The sequence below is a fragment of the Thalassotalea atypica genome (assembly GCF_030295975.1).
GTDB classification, from domain to species: domain Bacteria; phylum Pseudomonadota; class Gammaproteobacteria; order Enterobacterales; family Alteromonadaceae; genus Thalassotalea_F; species Thalassotalea_F atypica.
This window is the reverse complement of the sequence record NZ_AP027364.1, coordinates 3,597,605-3,620,637: the sequence shown is the minus strand read 5'-3', so window position 1 is coordinate 3,620,637 and position 23,033 is coordinate 3,597,605. Positions and strand designations below refer to the sequence as shown.

The following is a 23,033-nucleotide window of genomic DNA, read 5'->3' as shown; positions in this document are numbered from 1 at the left end:
TATAGGCTAAATTGATTTACACAGGCACTGTTTACTGATAAATTATTGCCCATGAAATCATTGGTAAGACCAATTTACCAATATTAAAACGAGTGTTTGAATTTGCTATTTATCAACGGGAACCTGAGCTAACCCATGGTCAGTGTTAAAAGTGTAAGAGCTAAGCAACCAAAATTATCTGACGTCATCTTGTCTCAATTGGAAGACATGATCGTGGAAGGAAGCTTAGAAGCTGGGCAAAAATTACCACCGGAGCGTGAATTAGCTGCGAAGTTTGAAGTTTCAAGGCCGTCGCTCAGAGAAGCGATTCAAAAACTTGAAGCAAAAGGGTTAGTGACTAGAAAACAAGGTGGCGGCACATTTGTTTGTGATAATTTGCTGTCAGGACTATCAGACCCGTTATTTGATTTAATGTCAAAAAGTCATGAATCACAATTTGACATATTAGAGTTTCGTTATGGCATTGAAGGAATGTCTGCGTACTATGCTGCCATGCGCGGCACTTCTGAAGATTTTAAAGAAATTCAAGAAAAACACGAAGCTATTGGTCATGCACAAATTGAGAATGATTATCGAGCAGAAGCCAAAGCGGTTTTTGAATTCTATTTGGCTATTTGTAGCGCTTCACACAACGTTATCATGCTTCATTTAGCGCGAAGTATGTCTAGTTTAATGATCGACAGTATCGAACAAAATTTGACGATATTGGCTCAACGCCCTGAAATATTCGCCAAAATTGCGGATTATCGTAAGCATCTATTAGAGTCAATTATAAGCGGTCAGCCACAAAAAGCGTGGGGGGCAAGTCATCGTCACTTGGCGTTTATCGAAGAGGTTTTACTCAACCTAACAGAAGAACAAAGTCGTATGGAACGTTCTATGCGCAGAATGCAAAGAATATAAAGCAGATAGTGAGTTATTTACTATCTTTATTAATACATTAATTTACACAATTTAATAAACATAATCGGAGACTAAGTAAAACTATGTCAGAGCTCCCAAAAAATGATATTGATTCATTAGAAACTCAAGAGTGGTTGGAATCAATGGAAGCAGTTTTGGAAAATGAAGGTCCAGAACGAGCACATTTTATATTAGAAAAATTGATCGACCGTTCTCGTCGTGGTGGTACTCATATTCCATTTGATGCAACGACGGCTTACGTTAATACGATTCCGCCAGGGCAAGAGCCACATATGCCAGCCGATCAAACCATTGAAGCGCGTATTCGTGCGGCAATTCGCTGGAATGCGATGGCGTTGGTTTTACGTGCCTCTAAAAAAGATTTAGAGTTAGGCGGCCATATTGGTAGTTTTGCTTCATCAGCCATGCTTTACGATGTCGGCTTTAACCACTTCTTTAAAGCGGCTTCTGAAAAAGACGGCGGCGATTTCATTTTCGCTCAAGGGCATATTTCTCCTGGGATCTATGGTCGTGCGTTTATCGAAGGTCGTTTGACTGAAGAGCAAATGGATAACTTCCGCCAAGAAGTTGATGGCAATGGCTTATCTTCATATCCGCACCCGCATTTAATGCAAGACTTTTGGCAGTTCCCAACAGTTTCAATGGGTTTAGGTCCACTTCAAGCAATTTATACCGCACGTTTCCTTAAATACTTAACCGATCGTGGTATTAAAGATTGCTCAGGGCAACGTGTATATGCCTTCTTAGGTGATGGTGAAACAGATGAGCCAGAATCACTTGGTGCGATTGGCCTAGCGGCTCGTGAAGGTCTAGACAACTTAACCTTTATTATCAACTGTAACTTGCAGCGTTTAGACGGTCCTGTTCGTGGTAACGGTAAAATTATTCAAGAACTTGAAGGCACGTTCCGCGGCGCTGGTTGGGAAGTGATTAAAGTGATTTGGGGTTCATACTGGGACTCTCTGATTGCCCGTGATACCTCAGGTAAGTTACTACAATTGATGAATGAAACTGTTGATGGTGAATACCAAAACTGTAAAGCCAAGGGGGGTAAATACACTCGCGAGAACTTCTTTAACAAGTACCCTGAAACGGCAGCAATGGTGGCTAACATGTCTGACGAAGACATTTGGCGCTTAAACCGTGGTGGCCATGACCCAGTTAAAGTATATGCTGCTTACGAGAAAGCGAATAACACCAAAGGCCGTCCAACAGTTATTTTGGCTAAAACAGTAAAAGGTTTTGGTTTAGGTCAATCGGGTGAAGCGCAAAATGTAGCGCATAATGTCAAGAAAATGGATATTGAGTCAATCAAGCAATATCGCGATCGTTTCAATATGCCAATTGCTGACGATCAGTTAGAAGATTTACCATTTTATAAGTTCCCAGAAGATAGCGCTGAATACAAATACATGAAGGCCCGTCGTGAAGCGTTGGGTGGTTCATTACCAGCACGTCGTGAACAAGCAGAAGAAGCGCTTGAAATTCCACCGTTAAAAATCTTTGATGCAATTACAAAAGGCTCTGGCGAGCGAGAAGTATCTTCTACAATGACCTTTGTACGCGTCTTAAACAGTTTATTGAAAGATAAAAAGATCGGTAAACGTATTGTGCCAATTATTCCTGATGAAGCACGCACTTTTGGTATGGAAGGTTTATTCCGCCAAGTGGGTATTTATGCTCATGAAGGGCAAAAGTACGTACCACAAGATGCAGACCAGGTAGCCTACTATCGTGAAGATAAAAAAGGCCAGGTGCTTCAAGAAGGTATCAACGAACTTGGTGCGATGGCATCTTGGGTAGCGTCAGGTACATCGTATTCAACGTGCAATGCTACGACTATTCCGTTCTATATCTATTACTCAATGTTTGGCTTCCAACGAGTAGGTGACTTGGCATGGGCTGCGGGTGACAGTCAAGCGCGTGGTTTCTTATTAGGTGCTACCGCCGGACGTACAACTCTTAACGGTGAAGGTCTGCAACATCAAGATGGCCATTCACATGTGCAGGCAGGTTTAATTCCTAACTGTGTTACTTACGATCCAACTTATGGTTATGAAGTTGCGGTAATTGTGCGTGATGGTTTACGTCGTATGTATGAAGAAAATGAGAACATTTTCTACTACTTAACCTTGATGAACGAAAACTATCAACACCCTGCTATCCCTGAAGATAAAGATATTGCTGATCAGATCATCAAAGGGATTTATCAACTAGAACGTGTTGATGCGAAGAAATCAAAAGCAAATGTGCAGTTACTAGGCTCAGGTACGATATTGCTGCAAGTACGCGAAGCCGCGCAAATCCTAGCAAGTGACTACGGCATCTCGAGCGACGTGTACTCAGTAACTTCATTTAATGAGCTGGCACGAGAAGGTCAAGAAGTTGCACGCCAAAACATGTTAAACCCAGAAGCTGAGCAACAAGTTGCATACATTGGCCAAGTGATCACTAGAGATAAAGGCCCTGCAATTGCAGCAACCGATTATGTTAAAAGCTACTCTGATCAAATTCGCGCCTTCATTGACACTGACTACCGCTGTTTAGGTACTGATGGCTTTGGTCGTAGTGACAGTCGAGCGAATTTACGTCGCCACTTCGAAGTGAACGCGTCATACATTGTCGTAGCTTCATTATTTGAGTTAGCAAATCGCGGTGAAATTGAACGTAAAGTTGTTAGTGATGCAATTAAGCGTTTTGATATCGACACCAACAAACTTAACCCGCTATACGCGTAATTAGACTAGGAAAATAAATATGTCAGATATTCAACAAATTCTAGTCCCAGATGTGGGCGGTGATGAAGTAGAGATCATCGAAATTTGTTTTGCTGTTGGCGACTCCTTAGAAGCCGATGAAGGTATTGTCACAGTTGAAACCGACAAGGCGTCAATGGATATTCCAGCGCCTATGGCTGGTGTGTTAACTGCTTTAAACGTTAATGTTGGTGATAAAATCAAAGAAGGTGACCTAATCGGTGAAATGAAAGCTGGCGGGGAAGAAAGTGCCGCTCCTATTCAATCGCCTGTAGAGACACCTGAAGCAACTGAAGTTAATGCAACAGAGCCTGAAGCTCTCGCTGCGCCTATAGCTACAGGAGGCAGTGAAGTAATAGATGTCGCTGTGCCAGATATTGGCGAAGACGGTGAAGTCGACATTATCGAAGTACTTGTTGCCGTGGGCGACGAGATCGCTGAAGAAGATGGCTTGATCACATTAGAGACCGACAAAGCGACTATGGATGTGCCTTCGTCGCATGCCGGCATCGTTAAAGAAGTTCTAGTTTCTGTCGGTGATAAAGTTGGCCAAGGCGCTATTGTCATTAAGCTTGAAACGACAAGCGGTGCCCCAATTGCTGCTGAGCAGCCAGCTCCAGTTGAAGCGCCAAAAGCAACAACTGTCCCAGCGCCAAAGGTGGCAACAGCTGCGCCAAAGGCAGCGCCTGTGCCTCACCATCCTCATGCAGGTGACTTTAAAGCCAAAGGTGCTATTTATGCTTCACCATCAATTCGTCGTATAGCACGTGAATTTGGTGTTGATTTAACGTTAGTTAAAGGTACAGGTGCTAAAGCTCGTATCTTAAAAGAGGATGTTCAATCGTATGTGAAGTATGAATTGTCACGTCCGAAAGCAAATGCCGGTAGTAATGTTGCTGGTGGCGAAGGTGGCTTACAAGTTATTGCAGGGAAGTCGGTAGACTTCTCCAAATTTGGTGAAGTTGAAACGAAGGAGCTAACGCGAATTCAGAAAATTTCTGGGCCATTCTTACATCGTAACTGGGTTACTATTCCACATGTTACGCAATTTGATGAAGCTGATATCACTGATGTTGAAGCATTTCGTAAAGAACAAAATGTGGTTTGTGAAAAAAGAAAGCTTGGCTTTAAAATCACTCCACTTGTGTTCTTGATGAAAGCAGCAGCCGATGCATTACTTGAATTCCCTGTGTTTAACTCTAGTTTGAGTGAAGACGGCGAAAGCTTAGTCATGAAGAAATATGTACATATTGGCGTTGCGGTTGATACACCTAATGGCTTAGTTGTGCCAGTGGTACGTGATGTAGATAAAAAAGGCATTTACGAGTTATCTAAAGAATTGTTAGCAATCAGTGCCAAAGCACGTGAAGGTAAATTAAAAGCAGCTGATATGCAGGGTGGTTGTTTTACGATTTCTAGCTTAGGAGGCATAGGCGGTACTGCATTTACACCGATTGTAAATGCGCCAGAAGTGGCTATATTAGGCGTTTCAAAATCTGAAATGAAACCTAAGTGGAATGGTAAAGAGTTTGAACCTCGCTTAATGTTACCTTTATCAGTGTCATATGATCATCGTGTTATTGACGGCGCTGTAGCTGCGAGATTTACCGTCCACATGTCGTCAGTAATGGCTGATATTCGTAAGTTAGTCCTGTAGAAGGTTAATTCTACTGTCGGTGAACATGAAATCTTTACAGTAAGTTTTTATTTTTACCGACATTTATTGATTAAAAGATGGCGAAGTTTATTGAGTTTAAGTAAACTTCGTGCCAGAAAAATGAACCCAAGTTGTTGTTGTTTTAGCAAAGATTAAAGCAACAACTTTAATATGAGAATTGAGGTTAGCATGAGCAACGAGATTAAAACTCAAGTAGTAGTTTTAGGTGCGGGCCCTGGCGGTTATTCAGCAGCATTCCGCGCGGCAGATTTAGGTTTAGACGTAGTATTAGTTGAAAGCCGTGAAACACTAGGTGGCGTTTGTTTAAACGTCGGTTGTATCCCATCTAAAGCGTTACTTCACGTTGCTAAAGTGATTGATGATGCCGCTGATATGGCTGCTCACGGTGTCACTTTCGGTAAGCCAGAAATTGATTTAGACAAAATTCGTAGCTGGAAAGAAAGTGTCATTGGTCAATTAACTGGTGGTTTAGGCGGTATGTCCAAAGCACGTAAAGTTAAAACTGTTACAGGCTACGGCAAATTCACTTCAGATAAAACTATTGAAGTGGAAGGCGCTGATGGTAAGACAACCATCACTTTTGATAATGCAATCATTGCAGCGGGTTCTTCAGTTATTGATTTACCATTTATCCCTAATGATGACCCACGTGTTATTGATTCAACAGGGGCTTTAGAGCTTAAAGACATTCCAGAAGAAATGTTAGTACTTGGTGGCGGTATCATTGGTTTAGAAATGGGAACGGTATATAAAGCACTAGGTTCAAATGTATCAGTAGTGGAATTTGCTGATCAATTAGTGCCTGCTGCTGATAAAGACATCGTTAAAATTTACAATAACTACAACAAGAAAAAGTTCAACATCATGTTGTCAACGAAAGTTGTTGCAGTAGAAGCTAAAGACGATGGCCTATATGTTACCTTTGAAGGTAAAAATGCACCAGAAGGTCAAGTACGCTACGATAAGATTTTAGTTGCTGTTGGTCGTAAGCCAAACGGTCATTTAGTTGCTGCTGATAAAGCAGGCGTTAACGTTGATGAGCGTGGCTTTATCAATGTGTCGAAGGAATTGCGTACCAATGTACCTCACATCTTCGCTATCGGTGATGTCGTTGGTCAACCTATGCTTGCACACAAAGCGGTTCACGAAGCACATGTTGCAGCCGAAGTTATTTCCGGTAAGAAGCATGAATTTGATCCACGTTGTATCCCTTCAATTGCTTATACTGACCCTGAAATGGCTTGGGTGGGCATCACGGAACGTGAAGCAAAAGAGCAAGGTTTAAATATTGAAGTAGCTAACTTCCCATGGGCTGCTTCTGGACGTGCGATTGCGTCAGCTCGCACCGAAGGTAAAACGAAAATGATTTTTGAAAAAGAATCTGGCCGCGTTCTAGGTGGTGCTATCGTTGGTATTAATGCCGGTGAAATGCTTGGTGAAATCTGTTTAGCGGTTGAAATGGGTGCTGATGCTGAAGATGTTGGTTTAACAATTCATGCTCACCCAACATTAAACGAATCAATTGGTTTGGCTGCGGAAATTTTCGAAGGCTCAATTACTGATTTACCTAATGCGAAAGCGGTTAAAAAGAAAAAGTAGTTTTTAATTACTTTATTAGAAACCAGCGCAGGTCGCTGGTTTTTTAATGCCTATTGTTTCTAAATGTTTCAGTGTACTTCCTCCCTCTATATGCACAACACCTCCTTGTATGTTAAATAATTGTTACATCCATCGTTTTATAGAACATATGTTCTTAATTTAATTTGTTGTAATAAAAAGTTTTATTTAAAAAGTTCTTTTGCGAATCTATTTTTTTACAAAATTGTAACAAATAAGTTGCATTACCCATTGGAATACTAAATAAGCTATGTAACAATCGATGTTGCAAAATTGTTAATGTGTGTAACAAGATAATAATAAACGCATGTTTGTGATCAAATGCTTATCTAAGGACAGAGTCGTTCTTCTACAGGATGTAATAAAAAATAATTATTCTATTTGGGAGAAGTCATAGTGAGTAAGCTCAATATTGTGGCACGAAGTATAAAAACAGCTTTGATGTTTGGCGCTGTTTGTAGTGCTAGCACTTACGCTCAGACATTAGCAGAACAAGAAGCTGCAGTAGCAGTTGAACAAAAAGTCGTAGCAGAGCAATCCAATGCTTCTGATGCGCTATTAGAAGAAGAAGATGAAATAGAGCGCGTTATTGTAACGGGTTCACGCATTAGACGAAGTGAATTCTCTACCGCGTCACCAGTACAAGTTATCAGCGGTGACATATCACGAGAACTTGGTTTATTTGATGCAACAGAAATGTTGCAAAGCACTAACCAAGCCGCTGGTAGTCAAATTGACAACTCTTTCGGTGGATTTGTACTAGATAATGGTCCAGGCTCTGCGACAGTAGGTTTCCGTGGTTTAGGGGCTGATCGTACATTGCTACTTGTTAATGGTAAGCGCATGGCGCCTGCTGGGGTAGGCGGTGCGCCAACATCTCCAGATTTGAACCTAATCCCTGCCGTTATGATTGACCGTGTAGAAAACCTCTATGATGGGGCATCTACGGTTTATGGATCTGATGCGGTAGCTGGTGTTGCTAACGTTATCTTAAGACAAGATGTTGAAGGGTTTGAACTACAAGGCTCTATCAACAACCCCAAAGGTGACGGCGGTGAAGAAACTGTACTTTCGGGCATGTGGGGTAAAACCACGGACAATGGCTTCATTACAGTGGGTGCAGAATACTACGATCGTAAATCACAATCATTAGCGGATAACTCATTTACTAAAGGTTGTGAAGAGAGGATCTTTGAAACTGAAGATGGTGAAATAGTTAAACGCTATGGCGGTATTGGCCCAACTAAAAATGGCGAAGACTCATGTGATATTTTCCCATTAACAAACCGTATGTACATATACAACGGCTTCTGGGGTAGTGTATACAACACACCTGGTTTTACTAATACAGGTATTCCAGGGTGGAGTGAGTCAACGGTACCAGGTCAATATGCAGGTTTACTACCTACATGGATAGAAGCTGATTTTAACGGTGATGGTATTCCAGACGGAGCTATTCCTGATGGCGACGGTGATGGCTTACGAGATTTTGACTTCCAAGATCCACGTTATGCTTTCCAACAATCAGACTACTTCCGTTCAGGTGATTACTTAGGTAAAAACAAGCGTATCTCACTAGTCGCAAACGGTGAATACAATTTCCAAGACGAAGATGATACTAAGGTATATTTTGACGCACTATACGCAGAGCGTAACTCAGACCAATTTTCGCCAGGTGCTCAATTGTTTGAAAACGTCCCAGCGTCAAACCCGTTTAACCCGTGTAACCCGAATGGCATAAATGGTATTGACTGTTTTGGCGTACTAGGATTTGGTGATGCAGGCCCATTACAAGTTCAGCCAATTATCAATATTCATGGCGATCGCGACAGTCACAAGGTTGACGTTTCACAATACCGTTTAGTGACGGGCATTACTGCTGATTTAAGTGGCTTGGCCGACTACGGTTTAGAAAACTGGTATTACGACGTATATGCCTCTTACAGTGCATCTGAAGGAAAGTATGTTACCCGCGGTATCAACGAAAGCCGTCTAGTACATTCATTAAATACAACGGTACAAAATGACGATGGTTCTATCACTTGTGGTGATGGCGCAGACGGTTGTGTGCCAGTTAACTTATTTAATGAAAGCATTTATCAAGTTGGCGGCGGTACGTTATCTACAGAAGAGTACGATTACTTAATGACAAATCGTATTGCTGATACAGAAGTATCGCAATTGGTTATAAACGGTTTTGCAGGTGGTGATTTATACCAGCTACCGTGGAACGGTAATGTGGTCAGTGGTATCTTTGGTGTAGAATTCCGTCGTGATGAAATTGAGACGAAAAATAATGATGTAGCGACTGAAGGTTTGTTGTGGGGTTGGTTCTCAGATAAAGGCGCTAACGGCTCTCGTAACCTAAAGGAATTCTTCACTGAAGTTGAAATGCCACTTATTAGTGGTGAGCCAGGAATTGAAGAATTTACCGTTACTGCATCAGGTCGTATTTCAAAAGAAAGCTATTATGATGCTGCAAGCACATACAGCCTAAAAGCGATTTACCGTCCAGTTGAATGGTTCACATTACGTGGTACTAAAGGTACTTCATATCGTGCGCCTAATTTACGTGAACGTTTCTTAGCAGGTACTACGGGTTTTGTTAACGTGAGCGATCCATGTGTTGTTCCTGATGGCGCACGTGATTCAGATCCTATCGATCCAAGTGCACCTGATAGCTACAACCCAGCTAACGAAAGCCGTTCAGACGCTGAATTAGCTGCATGTTCTGCTGATGGATTAGATCCTACTTCGCTTGGCTTAGGTCAGGACGGTGCTGAGAAGTTTAATTCAACCAACAGTACTGAAGTGGCTTCAGGTGGTTCTTTAGCCTTAGTTGAAGAAACATCATTGGCGAAAACATTTGGTTTCGTATTCGAACAACCATTCTCAGAAGAGTTTGAGTTAACGTTCTCAATCACACGTTTTGATATTGAAGTGACTAACTCTATTGCGGAGCCTAGCGCTGCATATAGTGTCGATCAGTGTTACTCAGCTGATGGTAATGATGCGTTCTGTGCACGAATTGATCGTGACTCAAGTGGTAAAATTGTTGCCGCTGACCAAAGCTTTATCAACGTTGGTTTATTTACCTCAAAAGGTATGGACTACAACCTTTACTTCCAAAAAGACTTCCTAGTTGGCGAGAAAAATCTTGATGTTTCATTAGATCTTCAAGCGACGCGTATGACAGAAGCCGTTGAAGACGTATTGGGTACACGTGACGATAACTCAGGCGAGCCAGATTACCCTGAGTGGAGAGCGTCAGCGCAATTATCAGTAAAATATGATGACTTTAGATTTAACTGGTATACACAGTTCATCGGTGAAGGTAAAGAAGACTGGTTAAGCGATGACGTTGATGGTGCATATGTTGCTGACACCGTAGGTTGCGAAGGCATGTGGAATGATGCAGCTCAAACAGATCCGGTATTGTGTCGTGAAGTTGGATATACAGATGACTACATTTTACACAACGCATCAATCACCTATACAACGGATGATTGGCGTGTAGCTGTAGGTGTTCGCAACGTATTCAATGAAGCGCCACCGAAAGTTGATCCTGACGGTTCATTCTCTAGCGCTAATATTCCATTAGGTGTTGGTTATGACTCTTTTGGTCGCACACCATATATTAACTTTTCAGCGACCTTCTAAGCTGTCTATTTAAATAAGTTCATGGCCTCGAAAGAGGCCATTTTTACAAGGAAATCAGATGAATAAGATACGAGCCAGCTTATCTTTTTTAGTATTATTTGCCGGTTTATTGGGAGTCAATACCGTAAGTGCTTCTACCGATGCGTATAAAGCAACGGTAGAGGCTTTTGCAACCTTGCCTTTGATACGAGGCATGTCAGTTTCACCTGACGGTAAACAGCTCGCCATTGTCAGAGCAAGCACTAAAAATGGTGATTACTTTATTGAAATTCGAGACACCAATAACTTTCAAAAAGCACCAGTAAAGCTTGGCGCAGATAAAATGTTAGTTAGTGGTATTTCATGGCTTAATAACGACAGAATTTTAGTATCGTTTCGTCAAATACTGCGCGATGGTAGCCGCAGCTATTGGGTTAATAAATTTGCAATTACTGATGCTGACGGTAAAGGAAAATGGTTAATTCCTTTTAGAGATATGAAGGATGTAGATTTCAGTTTTATCAGCTTATTACCTGAAAAGAAAAATGAAATACTGGTTGAGGTAGATATCAACGATAATCGCATTCCTGATGTTGTACGTATGAACGTTAAAACCGGTAGAACTAGAACAGTTTTGCGTGGTAATTCAAAGATCTCTGGCAACTTTGTTGCCGATAAAGACGGTGATATACGTGCCGCTTCAGGTTGGAATGCGGGTGATGATGCTATAGATCTTTTTGCCCGTAAAAAAGGTGAAGATAAGTGGCAACTCATTTACCAAAATTCGCCTAAAAATCGAACTAACTACGAGTTCCTTGGTTTTTCAGATGAGAACCCTAATCAGGTTTATGTAAACGCGAACTTAGGTGAAGACAAAACAGGTATCTATCTTTATAACCTAGAAACAAAATCATATTCTGAACGTTTATTTGGCCTAGAAAATGTTGATGCCGGCGGTATTATCACTAATAAATGGGGCAAACTACTTGGCTATAGGTATATCACGAAGCAACCGAAAATGTACCTTTTAGACCAAGATGAACAAGCCATATATGATGCGATTTTACCATCATTTAAAGGGAAATATGTCAGGATAGACAGCCGTTCAGATGATGATCGTATTATCATTGTATTTACACAGTCTGCAAAAGATCCTGGTTCATACTATTTGTTTAGAGACAAGAAAAGCTTAGAAAAAATTGGTGAGCGTAGTCCCCAGCTAACCGCAGATCACCTATCAAAAGTTAAGTATATAACCTATACCACGCGTGACGGTCGAAAAACTAAGGCCTACGTTACTATTCCTAAAGGCAAGCCACCGTTTTCTGCGGTTGTGATGCCTCATGGGGGGCCTTGGGCACGTGATGTAAATATTTATGATGAATGGACACAGCTCTTAGCCAATCAAGGGTATATCGTGATTCAACCTCAGTTTAGAGGCTCTGAAGGCTATGGGCTTGAGCACTGGAAAGCAGGCGATAAAAACTGGGGCTTAACCATGCAAGATGACATGGATGATGCCGCACTCTATTTGGTCGAAAAAGGCTTGGCAGCTAAAGATAAAATGGCGATGTTTGGTTGGAGTTACGGCGGTTATTCTGCCTTCGCTGCGTCAATGCGTGAAAATAACATTTACCAATGTTCAATTGCTGGCGCCGGTGTCAGTGATTTAGATCGAATCAATGCGACCTTAAATGAAAGCATCTACCTAAAAGAATTACAAAAGCCAACAATTGCTGGTGTATCTCCGATTGAACATGTGGATAAAGTCAACATTCCTATCTTGGTGATTCATGGTGACATAGACATCAGGGTACCGATTAAGCACAGTCGAGAGTTTGTTGATTTACTTGAAAAATACAACAAAGATCACAAATATGTTGAGCTAAAAGATGCCGACCATTTTTCCGATACCTTGTTTTATCAGCACAAATCAGAATTCTACTCTGAAATGCTAGCCTATTTAGAAAACAAATGTCAGATGTAGCAAGTGAGATGTTAAATTAACTTATTAAAAACCAGCAATATTTGCTGGTTTTTTTATGTTTTAAATACATAATGAATGAAAATCTAACTTAAGGTGTATTTATGAAAATCATTACTTTCTTTGTCTTGCTGATGTATTTCAATCCTGTTTCTGCCAACACCGTAACGGAGCGAGATTTTGATCATCAAGTGCAGTTTTCGCAAACCCAAATTGATGAAACGAGTTATCTATTAAAGGTGCTAAGGCTTAACGGTGTCAGTTTCGAAACCATGTCTGTATTTGCGTTTCGTAAGTCATTTGAACTTTGCGGCCATTATGGCTTCAATATGGAAGTGATTGGAGGAGTGGAGTTATTTAATGATAAAGCCGCAATGCCCAATAAGATATTTCCAGCACTTGAGGTCAAAGTGCACTGCGCGACATAAATAATCTTTCTTAAATAAAAAAGGCTACTTATTATGATAAGTAGCCTTTTTATTTACTCTCTAAGTCTAATTCAACTCTTTTGCAAAAATAGAGTTCCTAGCTTGGATCAGCAATTTTCACTGCAACAGCTTGTGTTGTCATTGCTTCTTTAGGTGGAGTGAAGCGTGTTAAGTCGATACCTTCAACAGCTGCTTTGTATTCTTCCGTTGTAGGGAAACGACCCAACACGGTAGAAAGCACAACAACAGGTGTTGAGCCAAGCAATGATTCACCTTTTTTCTCTGCCGTATCAGCTACAACACGACCTTGGAAAAGACGAGTTGAGGTAGCAATAACCGTGTCACCCGGTTCTGCTTTTTCTTGGTTACCCATACATAAGTTACAGCCAGGACGCTCCAAGTATAAGATGTTTTCGTACTTTGTACGTGCTTCACCTTTTGGATTGGCGTCGTCGAATACGAACCCTGAGTATTTAGAAAGAATGTCCCAATCGCCTTCAGCTTTTAACTCATCAACAATGTTGTATGTTGGTGGAGCAACAACCAATGGAGCGTTGAATTCAATTGTGCCGTTTTTCTTTTCAAGATTCCGGAACATTTGCGCAATAATTTGCATATCACCTTTGTGCACCATACAAGAACCCACGAAACCTAAATCTACTGAGCGCTCTTTATAGTATGAAACAGGGCGAATAACGTCATGTGTGTAACGCTTAGACACGTCTTCGTTGTTAACATCAGGGTCAGCAATCATTGGTTCAATAATTGTGTCTAAATCCACAACAACTTCAGCGTAGTATTTAGCGTTTTCATCTGGTGCAAGCGCTGGTTGTTCACCTGACTTGATACCAGCAATACGTTCGTCAGCTAATGTGATTAAGCCTTTTAACGTACCCGCTTCGTTTTCCATACCCTTGTCGATCATGATTTGGATACGAGATTTAGCAAGCTCGATAGATTCAATTAAGGTCTCGTCATTTGAGATACAAACAGACGCTTTTGCTTTCATTTCAGCAGACCAGTCAGTGAATGTGAACGCTTGGTCAGCTAATAATGTACCAATGTGTACTTCAATTACGCGACCTTGGAATACGTTTTCACCTTCAAATTGCTTAAGCATTTGCGCTTGCGTTGCGTGTACAACGTCACGGAAGTCCATATGGTCAGCCATTTCACCTTTGAAGGTAACTTTCACTGACTCAGGAATAGGCATTGCAGACTCGCCTGTAGCAAGTGCAATTGCAACTGTACCTGAATCGGCACCAAATGCTACGCCTTTAGACATACGGGTATGCGAGTCACCACCAATGATAATTGCGCGGTCATCAACTGTGATATCGTTTAATACCTTGTGAATAACGTCAGTCATTGAATGATAAACACCTTTTGGATCACGTGCAGTGATAAGACCAAAGGCATTCATAAAGCTCATAAGTTTAGGCGTGTTTGCTTTTGCTTTACTGTCCCAAACAGATGCAGTGTGACAACCTGATTGGAATGCACCGTCAACAATTGGAGAAATTGTTGACGCAGCCATTGCTTCAAGCTCTTGGCAAGTCATAGGGCCAGTCGTGTCTTGAGAGCCAACAATATTTACTTTAACGCGAACGTTAGAGCCAGCGTGTAAAGGTGTATCTGATGCAACACCTACAGCATTACGATTGAAGATTTTCTCTACAGCCGTTAAACCTTGGTTTTCAACAGAGATTTCTTTTGATGCAGCATAAACAACAGGTGCTTCAACACCTAATGTTTCTGCAGCAAACGTTTGTAGTTTCTTACCAAACGTTACAGCATAAGAGCCGCCAGCTTTCATGAATTCTTGTTTTTGCGGTGTGAAAGCAGAAGAAACATCAACTAACTCTTTGTCACCGTTGTAAAGTTTTTTCGCTTTAGTATCAATTGTTAACACAGTGCCTGTTGCGACTGAATAGGCTTCTTCTAAAACCGGGTCGCCGTTTGCGTCCGTTACGGTATTACCGTCTGCGTCTACTTTCTTAACCCAGTTTTTAAGGTCAAGACCGATACCGCCTGTTACATCGACAGTAGTTAAGAAGATAGGCGCGATACCGTTAGTGCCGGCAACTACTGGTGCAATGTTAATAAATGGTACGTAAGGACTTGCTTGCTTACCGGCCCATAGCGCTACGTTATTTACACCAGACATACGTGATGAACCAACTCCCATAGTACCTTTTTCAGCGATAAGCATTACTTTCGCGTTAGGATGCTTAGCTTGAAGTGCAACAATTTCGTCTTGTGCTTCAGGAGTGATCATACACTTACCGTGCAATTCACGGTCAGCACGAGAATGAGACTGATGACCAGGAGAAAGTAAATCAGTTGAAATATCGCCTTCACCAGCGATATAGGTGACTACTTCGATTTTTTCTTCGATGGCTGGAAGTTTTGTGAAGAACTCAGCATTTGCGAAGCTTTCTAAAAGGTCTTTAGCAACGGCATTGCCGGCCTTAAAAGCAGCTTCGATACGAGCCATATCAGCGTCGTATAAGAATACTTGTGTTTTCAATACTTCGGTAGCTGGTGCAGATACTGCAGCATCATCGCTTAGTGCAAGGTCAAGTAGCACTTCAATTGAAGGACCACCTTTCATATGAGAAAGTAATTCAAAGGCAAATTCTGGTGAAATTTCAGCAACAGTGGCTTCGCCAAGAATGACTTCTTTCAAGAATTTTGCTTTTACTCCAGCAGCACTTGTAGTGCCAGGAAGCGTATTATAGATGAAGAAATTCAATGAATCTTCACGGTGTGCATTATCTTGATCTTTAATTTGCTCGATGATTTCCGCTAATAAATCAGCGTTATCAATAGGCTTTGGCGCTAAACCAAGCTCTTCTTTACGGTTTTTAATTTCCGCTAAATAATCTGAATAAAGGCTCATTCGATTCTCACTTTGACTGAAAGATGCTAATAAAGAATATTAGCTGGATAAACTTTTGCGCGTATTTTACCTGATTTTGTGCAGACTACTAATCATTTGGTTTAATAAGCACTATTCATGCAACTTATGAATGGTAGAAGTAAAAGTTATAGTGGTTATACCTGTTGGAACGGAGTGGGTTAATAGTTGGTGAAAAAGCAATTTTTGTTAATCTTTTTGTTCTAATATGTCGTTTAAATCTCTTCTATAATTCTCTATATTTGTCAGAAAAAGCATACATATTTTTAGACTAAGGTATATATAGATTTTCTGTTAAGTAGCTGATTAGATGTTTAGGTACTTTTATTTTTATATAGTCATCCATTATGTCTTGCTTGTGATTATGGCTCATTCTGTTTAATCACAATATTTTCTTTTCTATTTAAGGTGAACGACATGCTTCAAGAATACCGAACACATATAGCAGAACGCGCCGCTGAAGGTCTCGTACCAAAAGCACTAAACGCACAGCAAACAGCAGATTTGATAGAGCTTATTAAAGCACCCACTGCTGGAGAAGAAGAATTCATTTTAGATTTGCTCGTTAACCGTATTCCAGCAGGTGTTGATGAAGCTGCCTACGTAAAAGCGGGTTTTTTGGCTGCTATTGCAAAAGGTGAAGCTAGCTCTCCTATTCTTGATGCAACACGCGCAACAGAACTACTCGGTACGATGTTAGGTGGTTATAACATTCAACCGATGATTGATTTATTAGATGACGACGCATTAGCAACAATTGCCGGCGAAGGTTTATCTAAGACATTGTTAATGTTTGATGCATTTCACGATGTGAAAGAAAAAGCAGAAGCGGGTAATGAGCAAGCTAAAGCTGTCATGCAATCTTGGGCTGATGCTAAATGGTTTACTGACCGCCCAGTTGTTGCCGAAAAAATTACGGTTAAAGTCTTTAAGGTAACCGGTGAAACAAACACCGATGATTTATCACCAGCACCAGATGCTTGGTCACGTCCAGATATTCCATTGCATGCTAAAGCAATGCTTAAAATGGAACGTGAAGGTATAAATCCTGAAGAGCCCGGTGTTATTGGTCCAATTTCGCAAATTGAAGAACAACAAAAAGACGGTATTCCTTTAGCTTATGTCGGCGACGTTGTAGGTACAGGGTCGTCTCGTAAATCAGCGGCTAATTCAGTGCTATGGTACATGGGTGATGACATTCCATTTATCCCTAATAAGCGTAGTGGTGGTATTTGTTTAGGTAATAAAATTGCACCAATCTTCTACAATACGTTAGAAGACTCAGGTGCATTACCGATAGAGTTAGACGTGCAAAAAATGAATATGGGTGATGTTATTGATATCTACCCATATGAAGGCGTTGTTAAACTAGCTGCAACAGGTGAAGTTTTATCAACATTTAAGTTAAACCCCGTAATTTTAGATGAAGTACGTGCTGGTGGTCGTATTCCACTAATCATTGGTCGCGGTTTAACTGATAAGGCGCGTGAAGCATTAAATCTAGATGCCGCGGATTTCTTTGCTAAACCAGAAATTAAAGCTGATTCGGGTAAAGGCTACTCTTTAGCACAAAAAATGGTGGGTAAAGCCTGTGGTGTTGATGGTATTCGTGCTGGTCAATATTGTGAGCCTAAAATGACCACTGTCGGCTCGCAAGATACAACCGGTCCTATGACTCGTGATGAGCTTAAAGATTTAGCCTGTCTAGGTTTTTCAGCTGATTTAACTATGCAGTCATTCTGTCATACTTCAGCCTATCCAAAGCCTGTTGATGTAAATACACATCACACCTTGCCTGATTTTATGATGAACCGCGGTGGTGTATCACTTCGTCCAGGTGATGGTGTTATTCACTCGTGGTTAAACCGTATGTTATTACCTGATACGGTTGGCACAGGTGGTGATTCACATACGCGATTCCCATTAGGTATTTCATTCCCAGCGGGATCAGGTCTAGTGGCGTTTGCTGCCGCGACCGGTACTATGCCGCTTGATATGCCTGAGTCAGTATTGGTTCGCTTTAAAGGTGAGATGCAAAAAGGGATTACATTGCGTGACTTAGTGCATGCAATCCCCTATTACGCGATTAAAGATGGTTTGTTAACGGTGGCTAAGACCGGCAAAGTCAATGAATTCTCTGGTCGTATTTTAGAGATCGAGGGTCTTAAAGGCTTAACGGTTGAGCAGGCGTTTGAATTATCAGATGCGTCGGCTGAACGTTCTGCTGCTGGTTGTACCATCAAGCTTGAAGAAGACGCCGTTAAGGAATACTTAGCGTCGAACATTGTTATGCTTAAGTGGATGATTAGCGAAGGTTACGGTGATGTACGCACGATTGAACGTCGAATTAAGGGCATGGAAGAGTGGTTGGCTAATCCATCATTAATGGAAGCTGACAAAGACGCTGAATACGCTCACGTTATCGAAATCGACTTAGCTGACATCAAAGAGCCAATCGTTTGTTGTCCAAATGATCCAGATGATGCGAAATTATTATCAGACGTTGCTGGAACATCCATCGATGAAGTTTTCATTGGCTCTTGTATGACTAACATTGGTCATTTCCGCGCAGCAGGCAAATTACTTGAAAACTACAATGGTGTACTAGATACGCGGATGTGGGTTGCACCACCAACGAAGATGGATAGAGATCAACTGACCGAAGAAGGCTATTACTTCACATTTGGTAAATCTGGTGTGCGTATAGAAACTCCTGGATGTTCTTTATGTATGGGGAATCAAGCGCGCATTGCTGAAAAATCAACTGCAATTTCAACCTCTACTCGTAACTTCCCTAATCGTTTGGGGACAGGTGCAAATGTTTACTTAGCTTCAGCTGAATTAGCCGCTGTTGGTGCTATTTTAGGTAAGCTTCCAACTGTCGATGAGTACATGGAATATGCTAAGCAGATTGATGCGACAGCTGCCGATACATACCGTTATTTAAACTTCCATAAAATGGAAAGTTACACAAAGAAAGCGGATCAGGTAATTATACAAGAGCTTGTATAGCGCTCAACACCGGTAAGGATTGTAGTTAGGTTTATTCAAAGCTTAGTTACTCAGTTAAATTCATATAAGAAGCCGGATTATATCCGGTTTCCTTATGTATATATCATCACGTCAAGGTTACTAATCTTGCTCTCTAATGCTTGCCATTCAACTGTGTAGGTATTATTTCTTACTTTTTGTATATGTTAGGTTGACATTGTTTAGGTAAAATGAAGCTTACATAAAACACACAAAGCGGATTTGAAATGGAAGTTTTTGCATTGGCACTTTTTGTCTTATCAACATCTGGAACGCCGGGGCCTAATAATATTATGCTATTAAGTTCAGGTGTTAATTTTGGTATCAAACGAAGTCTTCCTCATGTTTTGGGCATCAATCTTGGTTTTCCCGTGATGATTGTAGCGCTTGGCGTTGGACTAGTGTCACTGTTTAACCGGTATCCGAACCTATATTTAGCAATGAAATTTATAGGTATTGGTTATTTGCTGTTTTTAGCTTATAAAATAGCAAAAACTCCGGTCTCTGCTGAAACTAAGGAGCAAGCAAGGCCAATCTCTTTTATACAAGCGGCAGCGTTTCAATGGGTCAATCCAAAAGCATGGATTATGGCTATTAGCGCCATCGTGGCATTTTCGTCGGCAACAGATGCTGCAATGAATGAAGTGTTATTTGTGGCGTTAGCTTATATAGCTTTCGGACTTCCGTGCTCTTTTGTATGGCTTTTTGCGGGGGCAGGACTCAAACGTGCTTTAGATAATCCGATGTTTATCATGTGGTTTAATAGGGTAATGGCTTTGCTGTTAGTATTATCAATTGTTCCGATCATTAATTCAGAGATGTTAATGATGCAGTAATAACATCTCTGAAGAATTTGGTGTTGCTGTTAGCGCAATATTAAGAAAGGCACATGTTATACTAGTGTTTTTTCCACAGAAAATTATTCATGAATAACCAACCTAATAATCCATTACACGGTAAAAAGCTAGAGTCGATATTGAATGAGCTTGTTGAAAAAATTGGCTGGGTTGAGATGGGAAAATGTGTGAAAGTACGCTGTTTTACTCATGATCCAAGTATCAAATCTTCTTTAAAGTTCTTAAGAAAAACCCCTTGGGCAAGAACTGAAGTGGAGCAGCTATATATTAATACGTTTCATGGTTTTGCATGGCCAGAAGATAAATAGTTATTTTTTTCCCAACTTTTTAAGTACGTTTTTCATGTGCTCTTTGAAGTTTGCATCGAATTTTGTCTCGCCACAACGAAAACCTGAAACCGCTTTTACGCCTTCGATGCCAACGTTAGACAAGTCTTGCTCAATCGTACAATTGCCATCATCGCCCTTAATAATGGATAAGTCATCACTGTATTTTGTCGTGTTCTTTTCTTTTTCCTCTATGATGGTTAGTGCTTTTACTGAATGGGGAACAGGATAGGGTTCGCCATCAAGTACCGATGGACTTCGCCGTCTGAACTGTTCAAACGTTTCAGCCTCGGCTATATCATCATTAATACTACTCTTAAGCTGGGATAATTGCTGTAGCGCCTTTTGACCAATACCTTTCGACGTCAGCACTTGTTTACCTTGTAAATTTGGAGGTGGCCTGATGGCGTCAAGAGGGTCTGCTGGTTGTTGAGCCAAAGAGGCGTCCTGAGGCAGCAGAGATTTTTTGGGTGGCTTATTCTCTGGTGGTTGTTGCTCTATCAGTACTTCTTTATCAATAGTCTTTGACGGCTTAAGTTCATTTTTCAGATTCGCTGGATCTGGCTCCTTTATTTTAGGACGTTGATAAAGAAAACTTTGAATTGGTTTGGGTTTTGTTTGTGGGTTGTGCGGCGAATTATCTATAGTATTGCCGATCAGAAAAATCAATAACACATGAATGACTATCGAAAAGAGAACTGCAGTGATACGTCCTTGAAACACTTTTTAACCTTCCTAATTGTTGGCAATTAGTAGAGTCAATAATAAGTAAATAGTTCAGAATTATATTAGAAATATATTGTGTTTTAGATGGGCTCAAATGAAAGCAATACGTAAAGTGATATAGATCGTTTTAGGTATTGCGCATTAATTATAGAAAAGTAATCAGTAAAAGTGAATTAGCGTTTACTGTAATATGCCTGCTCTTCTTTATTGTAGGTGTTTTTGATTATTTCAATTTTATTGACCATAGCTAAATATTGTTTTTCGTTTAATAGGGCTTTAGCCGTTCGTTTACGAATAATATTAGTGCGCTTTAGATCTAGTTTTTGGTGGTCAGTCAGTTTTGACTTAGCTTGAAACAATTTAAATAAATACATCATACAGCCCTAAACAATTTAACCAGAAAATGGGAAATATTACTAAAATCATAATATTTTAGAGTCTTCATCATAATTAATGAAAATCTTTGATTCTGTATAGAAATGTAAAATAGCGGTAGTGATTTGTATTTTGCGATTTAAGCTTTTATGAAAATTTACTGGGAGAAATCAAAAATATTGAATTTCAACAATATAGAGCGAAGAACATAACGTTGATATATTCAGGTTAAAGAAACAAAGAAGGTTAATTTTTTGAACTGGAAAAATGGTGGCCCCTCCCTGACTTGAACAGGGGACCTGCCGATTATGAGTCGGATGCTCTAACCAACTGAGCTAAGGGGCCATCAAAATTGCTTGTAAAGCTTTGGTTAAGGCCTTACGAATAAGCGGGTGGCAGTATAAGCATTTTTTATTTTGTTGTCACCAGTGAAAAGGTAAAAAATTACTAACTTCAATTTGATAGCTGGATTATTGAGCATTTTGGTTGTTCAGAAGTGGTTTTAAGAGGAACGAGACTTCCTTGTCTCATCTACGAGGAGCTATTCATAAGCGGCTTAAGTGCGTATTAGTGACTAATTCGTAGCTAATGGTTTGGTGAAGTTTGTTATCTATATAAACTTCCATTTTATAGTTGCCAGGTATATCACTTAGGTCAGTTCTAAGTAATATAGCGCCCCGTTTTTGAATTAACATTGGTTTACCCATGAGCTTTATATCATCTATCTCATTTTCACTGTGTGGAAAAACGTGAACTGAATTCAGCGAAAACTGTTGATCTTCAGGGCTGGTGACCACTAAACCATACAAAGAAGATTTACCTTTATAATCTATAGGGATAGTACTGGTTTTCTCAAACCCTATTGGCTCACCATTGTCGTTGTGGATGATGACACCAAAATCTAATTTATAGTCAAGTGTCGATGCGACAATTGGAAATTGAACAAGCGATAAAGTAATAGCTAAAAATTCATGCAGTTTCATGTTGGCTTCTCCTAGTCGTTTTAGTACTGACACCTAACATAATCAGTGCCGTTAGATAGAGTAAATGAGTCGTTGGGGCAGGAATTGATACAACTCCTGCTGGAACTGTACCTTCAATTTCAGCGACTATTTTATTTTCGATAGCTAACTGAAATTCATCAAAACCTGCGGGGGCTAATAAGAAAGCGGAATCACCACCGATAACATCGTTATAATACTGGTCAATAACATTTTGATCATCAGTGATGACAATACCGTTAATCGTATCTATATGGTTGAGGGCCGCTGTCGCAGCCGAACTAGGGGAACTCCCGGAGTTATTAGTTCCATCGCCAGATATATCAATAACCTGACTTACACCATCGAAATCGTTTGAATCAAAAAGCGGGTAGCTATATTCGATAGCTGACCCTATCGCTGTCCAGCCAGAAAATGGCCTAGCGATATTAGCAATTGCGATAGAAAAGTCATCTGAAGCAGCCGCTGAATCTATTAAGGTCCAATCAATCATTATTTCTTGATTATTAGCCCCTGACCACATGATCATTTGCACGGCTATTTGCCCTATGTTGCCTTCTATAATCGCGTTTTGAACGCGGTCACTAGCAAAGGCATTACTATAGCCAAGCAACTGAGTGTCGTATTCAGAACCATCAATGCTGCCTGATATATCAATTAGCAATTGCAGCTCAACATCAACAGGCGTTAATGCCGCCGCTTCTAACGTTGTGCAAATCACTAGAGTTTTACATGTGTTTATTATGAACTGCTTCATCATAAAGCCCTCTTG

The 23,033-nt window shown here is 40.6% G+C and carries 15 protein-coding genes and 1 tRNA gene; 10 read left to right on the top strand and 6 right to left on the bottom strand.

Translation table 11 applies throughout. The annotated features are described in order from the left end of the window. Window positions 1–135: 135 nt before the first annotated feature. The 7 genes from pdhR to QUE03_RS16450 all read left to right on the top strand — a co-directional run bounded on the left by pdhR (window position 136) and on the right by QUE03_RS16450 (window position 13,026). A complete protein-coding gene (gene pdhR / locus QUE03_RS16480) occupies window positions 136–903 on the top strand; it encodes a pyruvate dehydrogenase complex transcriptional repressor PdhR (protein WP_286263047.1) in 768 nt (255 codons plus the stop codon). Between the two features lie 83 nt (window positions 904–986). After that, complete coding sequence (gene aceE, locus QUE03_RS16475; protein WP_286263046.1) at window positions 987–3,662, top strand: pyruvate dehydrogenase (acetyl-transferring), homodimeric type; 2,676 nt, start codon at window positions 987–989, stop codon at window positions 3,660–3,662. Between the two features lie 19 nt (window positions 3,663–3,681). After that, entirely contained in the window at window positions 3,682–5,337 is a 1,656-nt protein-coding gene (gene aceF, locus QUE03_RS16470) for a dihydrolipoyllysine-residue acetyltransferase (protein ID WP_286263045.1), read from the top strand. A 189-nt stretch (window positions 5,338–5,526) separates the two neighbouring features. Further along, window positions 5,527–6,957 carry a dihydrolipoyl dehydrogenase gene (gene lpdA / locus QUE03_RS16465; RefSeq protein ID WP_286263044.1) on the top strand — a complete coding sequence of 477 codons (1,431 nt, stop codon included), beginning with the start codon at window positions 5,527–5,529 and terminating at the stop codon, window positions 6,955–6,957. A 414-nt stretch (window positions 6,958–7,371) separates the two neighbouring features. Continuing rightward, a complete protein-coding gene (locus QUE03_RS16460; protein ID WP_286263043.1) occupies window positions 7,372–10,635 on the top strand; it encodes a TonB-dependent receptor in 3,264 nt (1,087 codons plus the stop codon). Between the two features lie 58 nt (window positions 10,636–10,693). Continuing rightward, entirely contained in the window at window positions 10,694–12,601 is a 1,908-nt protein-coding gene (locus QUE03_RS16455) for an alpha/beta hydrolase family protein (protein WP_286263041.1), read from the top strand. 101 nt (window positions 12,602–12,702) lie between these two features. Continuing rightward, window positions 12,703–13,026, top strand: coding sequence for a hypothetical protein (locus tag QUE03_RS16450; RefSeq protein WP_286263039.1), 324 nt, complete (start codon window positions 12,703–12,705; stop codon window positions 13,024–13,026). A gap of 97 nt (window positions 13,027–13,123) precedes the next feature. Here the strand turns inward: QUE03_RS16450 and QUE03_RS16445 are convergent, their stop codons facing one another. Further along, window positions 13,124–15,928: a bifunctional aconitate hydratase 2/2-methylisocitrate dehydratase gene (locus QUE03_RS16445; protein ID WP_286263038.1), complete on the bottom strand. Its 2,805-nt coding sequence runs from the start codon at window positions 15,926–15,928 to the stop codon at window positions 13,124–13,126. 435 nt (window positions 15,929–16,363) lie between these two features. Between QUE03_RS16445 and acnB the strand changes: the two genes are divergently transcribed. The 3 genes from acnB to QUE03_RS16430 all read left to right on the top strand — a co-directional run bounded on the left by acnB (window position 16,364) and on the right by QUE03_RS16430 (window position 20,141). Further along, window positions 16,364–18,958 (top strand): bifunctional aconitate hydratase 2/2-methylisocitrate dehydratase, encoded by a 2,595-nt coding sequence (gene acnB / locus QUE03_RS16440; protein WP_286263037.1) that lies wholly within the window; start codon window positions 16,364–16,366, stop codon window positions 18,956–18,958. Window positions 18,959–19,203: 245 nt separating this feature from the next. Further along, window positions 19,204–19,812 carry a LysE family translocator gene (locus QUE03_RS16435; protein WP_286263036.1) on the top strand — a complete coding sequence of 203 codons (609 nt, stop codon included), beginning with the start codon at window positions 19,204–19,206 and terminating at the stop codon, window positions 19,810–19,812. Window positions 19,813–19,901: 89 nt separating this feature from the next. Then, entirely contained in the window at window positions 19,902–20,141 is a 240-nt protein-coding gene (locus tag QUE03_RS16430; protein WP_286263034.1) for a VF530 family protein, read from the top strand. Here the strand turns inward: QUE03_RS16430 and QUE03_RS16425 are convergent, their stop codons facing one another. The 5 genes from QUE03_RS16425 to QUE03_RS16405 form a co-directional block, all read right to left on the bottom strand. After that, entirely contained in the window at window positions 20,142–20,882 is a 741-nt protein-coding gene (locus tag QUE03_RS16425) for a hypothetical protein (protein ID WP_286263033.1), read from the bottom strand. A 176-nt stretch (window positions 20,883–21,058) separates the two neighbouring features. Continuing rightward, window positions 21,059–21,262, bottom strand: coding sequence for a hypothetical protein (locus tag QUE03_RS16420; protein WP_286263032.1), 204 nt, complete (start codon window positions 21,260–21,262; stop codon window positions 21,059–21,061). Between the two features lie 266 nt (window positions 21,263–21,528). Further along, a tRNA-Ile gene (locus QUE03_RS16415) sits at window positions 21,529–21,605 on the bottom strand. 200 nt (window positions 21,606–21,805) lie between these two features. Then, complete coding sequence (locus QUE03_RS16410; RefSeq protein WP_286263030.1) at window positions 21,806–22,243, bottom strand: hypothetical protein; 438 nt, start codon at window positions 22,241–22,243, stop codon at window positions 21,806–21,808. Continuing rightward, window positions 22,230–23,021, bottom strand: coding sequence for a DUF1194 domain-containing protein (locus tag QUE03_RS16405; protein WP_286263029.1), 792 nt, complete (start codon window positions 23,019–23,021; stop codon window positions 22,230–22,232). The genes QUE03_RS16410 and QUE03_RS16405 overlap by 14 nt, the downstream gene beginning before the upstream one ends. Between the last annotated feature and the right edge of the window lie 12 nt (window positions 23,022–23,033).